The sequence below is a fragment of the Echinicola shivajiensis genome, from assembly GCF_018642165.1.
Classification (GTDB): domain Bacteria; phylum Bacteroidota; class Bacteroidia; order Cytophagales; family Cyclobacteriaceae; genus Echinicola; species Echinicola shivajiensis.
The window spans coordinates 1-5,937 of record NZ_JAHHZM010000012.1 but is presented as its reverse complement, the minus strand read 5'-3'; the positions used below and the strand labels follow the sequence as shown (position 1 = coordinate 5,937).

5 protein-coding genes and 1 pseudogene are annotated in these 5,937 nt (G+C 29.5%); 4 read left to right on the top strand and 2 right to left on the bottom strand.

Annotated elements, in window-relative coordinates:
• Nucleotides 1–694 (bottom strand): annotated as a pseudogene (locus KMW37_RS17105) (DDE-type integrase/transposase/recombinase); the annotation flags it as partial.
• Nucleotides 695–1,519: 825 nt separating this feature from the next.
• A complete protein-coding gene (locus tag KMW37_RS17100; protein ID WP_215225879.1) occupies nucleotides 1,520–1,981 on the bottom strand; it encodes a hypothetical protein in 462 nt (153 codons plus the stop codon).
• 183 nt (nucleotides 1,982–2,164) lie between these two features.
• Between KMW37_RS17100 and KMW37_RS17095 the strand changes: the two genes are divergently transcribed.
• From KMW37_RS17095 to KMW37_RS17080, 4 genes are all read left to right on the top strand, one after another.
• Nucleotides 2,165–2,536, top strand: coding sequence for a hypothetical protein (locus KMW37_RS17095; protein WP_215225878.1), 372 nt, complete (start codon nucleotides 2,165–2,167; stop codon nucleotides 2,534–2,536).
• Between the two features lie 868 nt (nucleotides 2,537–3,404).
• Nucleotides 3,405–4,847, top strand: coding sequence for a hypothetical protein (locus tag KMW37_RS17090; protein WP_215225877.1), 1,443 nt, complete (start codon nucleotides 3,405–3,407; stop codon nucleotides 4,845–4,847).
• Nucleotides 4,848–4,866: 19 nt separating this feature from the next.
• Entirely contained in the window at nucleotides 4,867–5,409 is a 543-nt protein-coding gene (locus tag KMW37_RS17085) for a GIY-YIG nuclease family protein (protein ID WP_215225876.1), read from the top strand.
• Between the two features lie 311 nt (nucleotides 5,410–5,720).
• Entirely contained in the window at nucleotides 5,721–5,876 is a 156-nt protein-coding gene (locus KMW37_RS17080) for a hypothetical protein (RefSeq protein WP_215225875.1), read from the top strand.
• The last annotated feature ends 61 nt before the right edge of the window (nucleotides 5,877–5,937 follow it).

Below are 5,937 nucleotides of genomic sequence, written 5' to 3'. Positions count from 1 at the left end.
GGGAGCGGTTGATCTCGGGTTCATATTTACTGGCCCTGGTGACCGCCGATTTTAGGTTGTCAGAGACCACGGCCTTGGAAACGCCCCCATAAAACCACATCATGTTGTTCATGCAGTGGACAAGGTCCTCACGTTTCTGGCTCCAACATGCCTCTACATAGGTATACAGGCTGAAGGGAAGCACGGCCACAAAGACTTCTGCCTTTTTGACTTCCCCGGTATCACGGTCCACAACTTCCATCCTTGTGCCCGCAAAATCGATGAACACCTCGTGGCCGGGAAGGTGCTCAAGCTTCATGGAGCCCTCTGCATTGGGATATTTTCTATGGTAATGCTCCATGAACTGCGTATAGCTGTAGGGACTGTCCACCAGCTGCCTGTACTCCTGGTAATGGTGCAAAAAGGTAAACCCGGGATGCTTTCTAGCTGCTTTTCCCCGTTCAAAATAACGCATCAGGGCATCAAACCTGTCATTCTTTATGGTGGTGCGGGAAGGGAACAGCTCCCTTAATTTAGTGTTGGTAAGGGACATGACCTCATCCACTTCGTAGTCCGAGGCTGCAAGCCAGGAGATGTACTGGTTGACCGTATTGCGGGAAATCCCCAGCACGGCACCTATCTTCCGGTTGCTGAGCCCGTCCCTGTGTAAACTGAAAATCTGCTTTATATCCATGGGATCAAGTACGTTGGCCATATCGCTCTTTTCTTCAGGCGATATAGCAGGTTAAACTTGATCTTTCAAAAGTGGCACGGTTCGAACCGAAATCTGAACTCGAAATGGCACGGTTTAAACCGAAAGGCCTGGCACAGTTTGACCGAAAAGGGTGGCACAATTCAAACCGTTATATCCATCTTTCTCCATTTAGAAGATTGATAGAATTTATTCCCCGAATTAGTCCAACCTTTTTTATTCCATTTACTCATTATCATTCAAATAATTACGGATAATATTCAAGAAATCGCCCTCTTTAAGTATAATGTAGTTCCCCTTATGGGTTACTTTAGATTGAATAATGTTAATCCTATCATCATCCTTATTACATAAATCAATCTCTTTCATTAGCTTACTGTAATTGATATTATTAGCTGTTGACTTGCATTGAATGTTAAAATGATCTGTTTGAATATCTACCTTTTTAGCATCAAGCATTCTATTGGAATTTCGAGTTGTAAAGTGTTGTTTATTATATAACTCATTTATTTTTTTTAAAAATCTTAGCTCATTAGCTGTACCTTTATTTTTGAAATTAATCAATTTTGATATCGTTGTTATAATTGTTATTCAATTTATCCTTTATAATCTTATTCATTATGTAATTATCATTGTATAAATCAATCATAGCCTTAAAGATTTTTATATAGTAAATAAGAACCTTAATTAAGGCCGTACAACCTAGTAATAAAGCAATGTATACTAATGTATTGCTTTCGGGTAATAACGCTGTAATGAAGCTTGTTATAGCTAATATGATGTAAATTAGTATAAGTGTTGGAGGTGGTAAGTTTAATTGTTTCTTTTTCATTTGTTTATCATTTTTCTTAATTGACTAAGTGTTATTATTTTGTCATTAGATGTTGGAGTAAGATTAATTACTTTTTTATCTATATTATTTGATTTTATTGCTGTTGTAGCTGGAAGACTTTTATTTTCAATTTTGTAGTTTGATAGCTTATTTATATTAAATAATATGATCCCATCATTGTAAATCATTAGATATATCTTTTTGATACCCTTGTATTTTTGTAATCTATTTAGTTTTGATTCTTCTAAGAAGTGGGTATTAAAACTATTTAAATTATAAGTAGTCCTTGCTTTTACTTCTATTAAGTAAGGTGTATGATTATATGTAGCCCACAAATCAAAGTCATCAAATTTTCCAATTGTTTTAGCAATATTTTCAAATCCTAATATTTGTAGGAGTAAAGCACCTTTTCTTTTTGATTCATCTTCACTTTTTAAAAATTCATTTATATTATCCATTTGTATCTTATTTAATATAAATACTATGGAATTATCTAAAATTTACTTTTCACTAAAAATAATTTGTAACTATCTGTAAATCAGTAATAAAAATTTTTATTGATATATAATAGGTTGGATTTAAAACATTTATTTAATAGTATTACACAACATATATAAGTAATCAATTAAATTTTAAATAAAATGGCTAAAAAAGGAACTGAATTAAAACAATTAATTACTGATGCTAAAGAGGGTAAGGTAATTATTAAAGATGAAGCTGGGAAGGAAATAACCCTTGCTGAAGCTGCTAAAGGTGGTAAGAAAGTTACTGTAAGTGATTCTTATCAAGATGTAGTAGCAAAGGTTAAGGAGCAATTGAATATCAATATTGAAGATGTTAATGATTTAGAATTGTTGATTGATATATTGTCATTACCTAAAATATCAGAATCTAAAGGAGTTAGTGATGCTATTAATGGTAAAGGTCGTAAGCCTAGCTGGGTGAAGAAGTTTAAAGCTTGTCAAGGTGAGATTAGTGGTATGGTAATGAGTAAGAAGAAACTGGAAGAATAAGTAAATTAGATTTTTATATATTATAAGGGTAATCATTTATTTGATTATCCTTTTTTTTTCTGCTTTGCGATACCGATATGAGTATATATGTTATTATTTATTAGGTAGGGCGCAGTTATTATATAATACTTTTTTATAGTCAAAGGTAGGGCACCTATAATAGCCACCTATATATCTTTATTCTATATACTATTATAATGATTGATTATTGGTCTATCGATGGGGAACATACATAACTAATAATCAATAATTACATTCAATGGGTGGGGAACTCTAATATATCCCATATATATCTATTATACTTCTATATACTATACATAATTATAATATATTAATAGTTATATACTGTATTTATATAATATAATATGTCTATTCATAAATACCATTTTTAGCTTCATCTTAAAGACTTCTTAATACTTCTAATACAAATCCATCATTCTTCTTTAAAACCTCTTAGAATGGCTTAAAATACCTTATTTGATTATGTTATTATTGATCTATGGGTGGGGAACATTAATATAATAGGTATATCAATTTAGTTATCGATGGGGAACATTAGAATAATGAATTAAATATTAAATCAATGAAGTGTAAATATTAATAAAAGTAAATAAAATATAAATATTTAATGAAATTAATATAGTTGATAATCAATTAGTTATGAAAATATTGTAAAATAATTGAATAATTTTGGAAAAATATATCACTTTTTACGTTAATAATAGTGAATGTCTAGTATTTATAAATAAGCATTCAAAATTACATTTAAGTTGTTCGTTTAAAAATGTATAAGGAAGAATGGGAGGGAGTAATTAACCCTCCTACCTAAAACATTACAAACAGCAACTATTTTAAACGAATAAAATTAATGAACAATGAAAAGAAATTATACTTCTATTTAAATCAAGATCCAGAAGTAATTAAAGAAAAAGTACAAGAGCAATTATTATTTCATTTTGAGGGAGATAAAAGGAAAACCAAGATTTTTTTAACCTACAATTTTTATAAATTCCTTTATATCCTTTCCAAGATTTACACCACAAATACCCACTTCAAGCGTGATCCTTTTGATTATTGCCCCTTATCAGCTAAAAAATTAGAAGCTGCTTTAGGGGGTAAGAATAACAATACCTATTCAACCATTATTAAGATTGGTGAAGATGCTGGCTTATGGAAAAGGAATAACTATTACTCCAAGAAAAGAGGGATCAGCAAAACATTTAAAATCATAGATGGGGAACATACCTTTAAAAGATACTTAATGGATGGGGAACATAGGTTTTTAGTTAAGGTTAAGAAGATTAAGATGGATGGGGAACATTGGTATATTGATTCTGAAATTACTAAAAGAACTGCTAAATTCTTGATGAGTATAGATTATAGTGGAGTAGATAGATTAAAGCTAGACAATAATCAATTATTGCAATTGGATATGTTTGCAGACGATAAATATCAAGTGTATAGCAAGGATACCAACCGAATATGTAACAGCTTTACCAATATTTCAACCGAGATACGAAAACAGTTGATGTATGATGGGGAATTGCTTGGATCAGTTGACCTAGTAAATTCCCAATTAATATTTTTTGTTGAGGTAATAAAGGAGTATGCTGAGAATAACAATATAGAATTAGACAATCAGTCTTGGGGATTGATCAACTTAATTAGGGATGGTAGGTTTTATGAATCAATTTTTCAAAAAGATGTGATTGAAGGAGAAGATAGAAAAGCAGCCAAAGAAAAGGTATTTAGTTATCTGTACGGCCACAATAAATATTCAGAAGCAAAAGAAGTTGGTAAAATCTTCAAAGAGCAATACCCACAAATATTTGATATAGTATGGTTACTTAAGGTTAATAATTACAATCATTTATCTATCCTTCTTCAAGCCAAAGAAAGTCATATTATACAGACTGCTTACAAGAATACAAATGTAGATGCTATTACCCTTCACGATGCTTTATATGCTAAAGAAAGTGATTTGGAGGTAATTAAAGAGGTGTTAAAATCAACTTGTATAAATATGGGTGTAGAATGCACAATTAAGGCCAGTGATGGAGAGATTATAAAAACATATGGTGAAGTAGATTTTAACCCTATACAAGCCATTACAGAGCCTAATAAAGTAAATAACAATAATAGTGAAGGGCTTGAGGTTTTACCAGAGAACATTGATCAAGACCATATAACAGAATCAAACAAAATACAGCCTCAAGAAAATAAAGTAGATAATAATTATGATGAAGATGATTTAGCCAATTTTGATATGGATGATTTAAAGAAATCTGTAATGAATAGGTTATCAGCTTAAATAAGTAAATAAAACAATTATGATATATAAATTAAATAATACTAAAGAAATGCCTTCAGTGGCTTGCGTTTATCGGATTACTAATACTATTAATAATAAGTTTTACATAGGTTCAACTAACAATTTACAGCATAGGATGAAACAACATTCTAGCTATTTCAATATCAATAATAAGTTGAATGGAGAATATAAGAAGTATGGGTTGGAGAATTTCAATGTTGAAATAGTTTTTCAAACTCCATTTTACAAAACATTGGAATTAACCGAAATTCTTCAAAACAGAGATACTCCACTTCTTTATAATGAAAAAATAAGTTCATCAACTTACATTAATAAAGAACATTCCAAACACCCTGTTAAAGTATACCAATTTACATTGGAAGGAGAATATGTAAATGAATATGATTCAATAAAGGAAGCATCAATAAAAAATAATATGCATTATCAAAGTATTCTTTATTGTATACAAGGTAAATATAAGAAAGCTGGTGATTATCAATGGACAAATTATAAAGTTGATAAAGTTAAACCATATTGTAAGAAGCATAAATTATCAGCCTAATTAAATTATATAATTTAATAATATTAAATAAAATAAATACATTATTAAATAAGTAATAAAAGTAAATACATTATATAAATAATTGATAAGAAAATAGGATAATTATTTGTTTAATTAATTTCTATATACTACTTTTGGAATATGGTTGTGATAAGATAAGTCTTAAACGCAACAGAGTGAAATAATAAGTAACTCAAATTACCTATATAATAGGTCTTATTAACCTTTGTCAATCAGTAATAAATAAAGCTGGTTGATGAAGGTTATTTTGGTTTTAAAAGGAATTGAAAAAAAATTAAATAAAATAGAAAATGGAAAAATTAGATTTTACTAGAGAACAATTACAAGTATTAACAGTAGGAGAACTACAAGGTTATTTGAATGATTGTAATATCAAATTATTGGTTGAAGGTAGTCAATATAGTTTAGTTGATGTAATACATATATATCTAAATAAAAATAATTAACCTCATTATCAGTAACTTATAAATTAATCTAAAAAATGTTTATAAAAATCTGATTTTTGCT

Coding starts and splice junctions, on each gene's coding strand:
- KMW37_RS17100 (WP_215225879.1), bottom strand. CDS start 1,981: ATGGATAATATAAATGAATTTTTAAAAAGTGAAGATGAATCAAAAAGA.
- KMW37_RS17095 (WP_215225878.1), top strand. CDS start 2,165: ATGGCTAAAAAAGGAACTGAATTAAAACAATTAATTACTGATGCTAAA.
- KMW37_RS17090 (WP_215225877.1), top strand. CDS start 3,405: ATGAACAATGAAAAGAAATTATACTTCTATTTAAATCAAGATCCAGAA.
- KMW37_RS17085 (WP_215225876.1), top strand. CDS start 4,867: ATGATATATAAATTAAATAATACTAAAGAAATGCCTTCAGTGGCTTGC.
- KMW37_RS17080 (WP_215225875.1), top strand. CDS start 5,721: ATGGAAAAATTAGATTTTACTAGAGAACAATTACAAGTATTAACAGTA.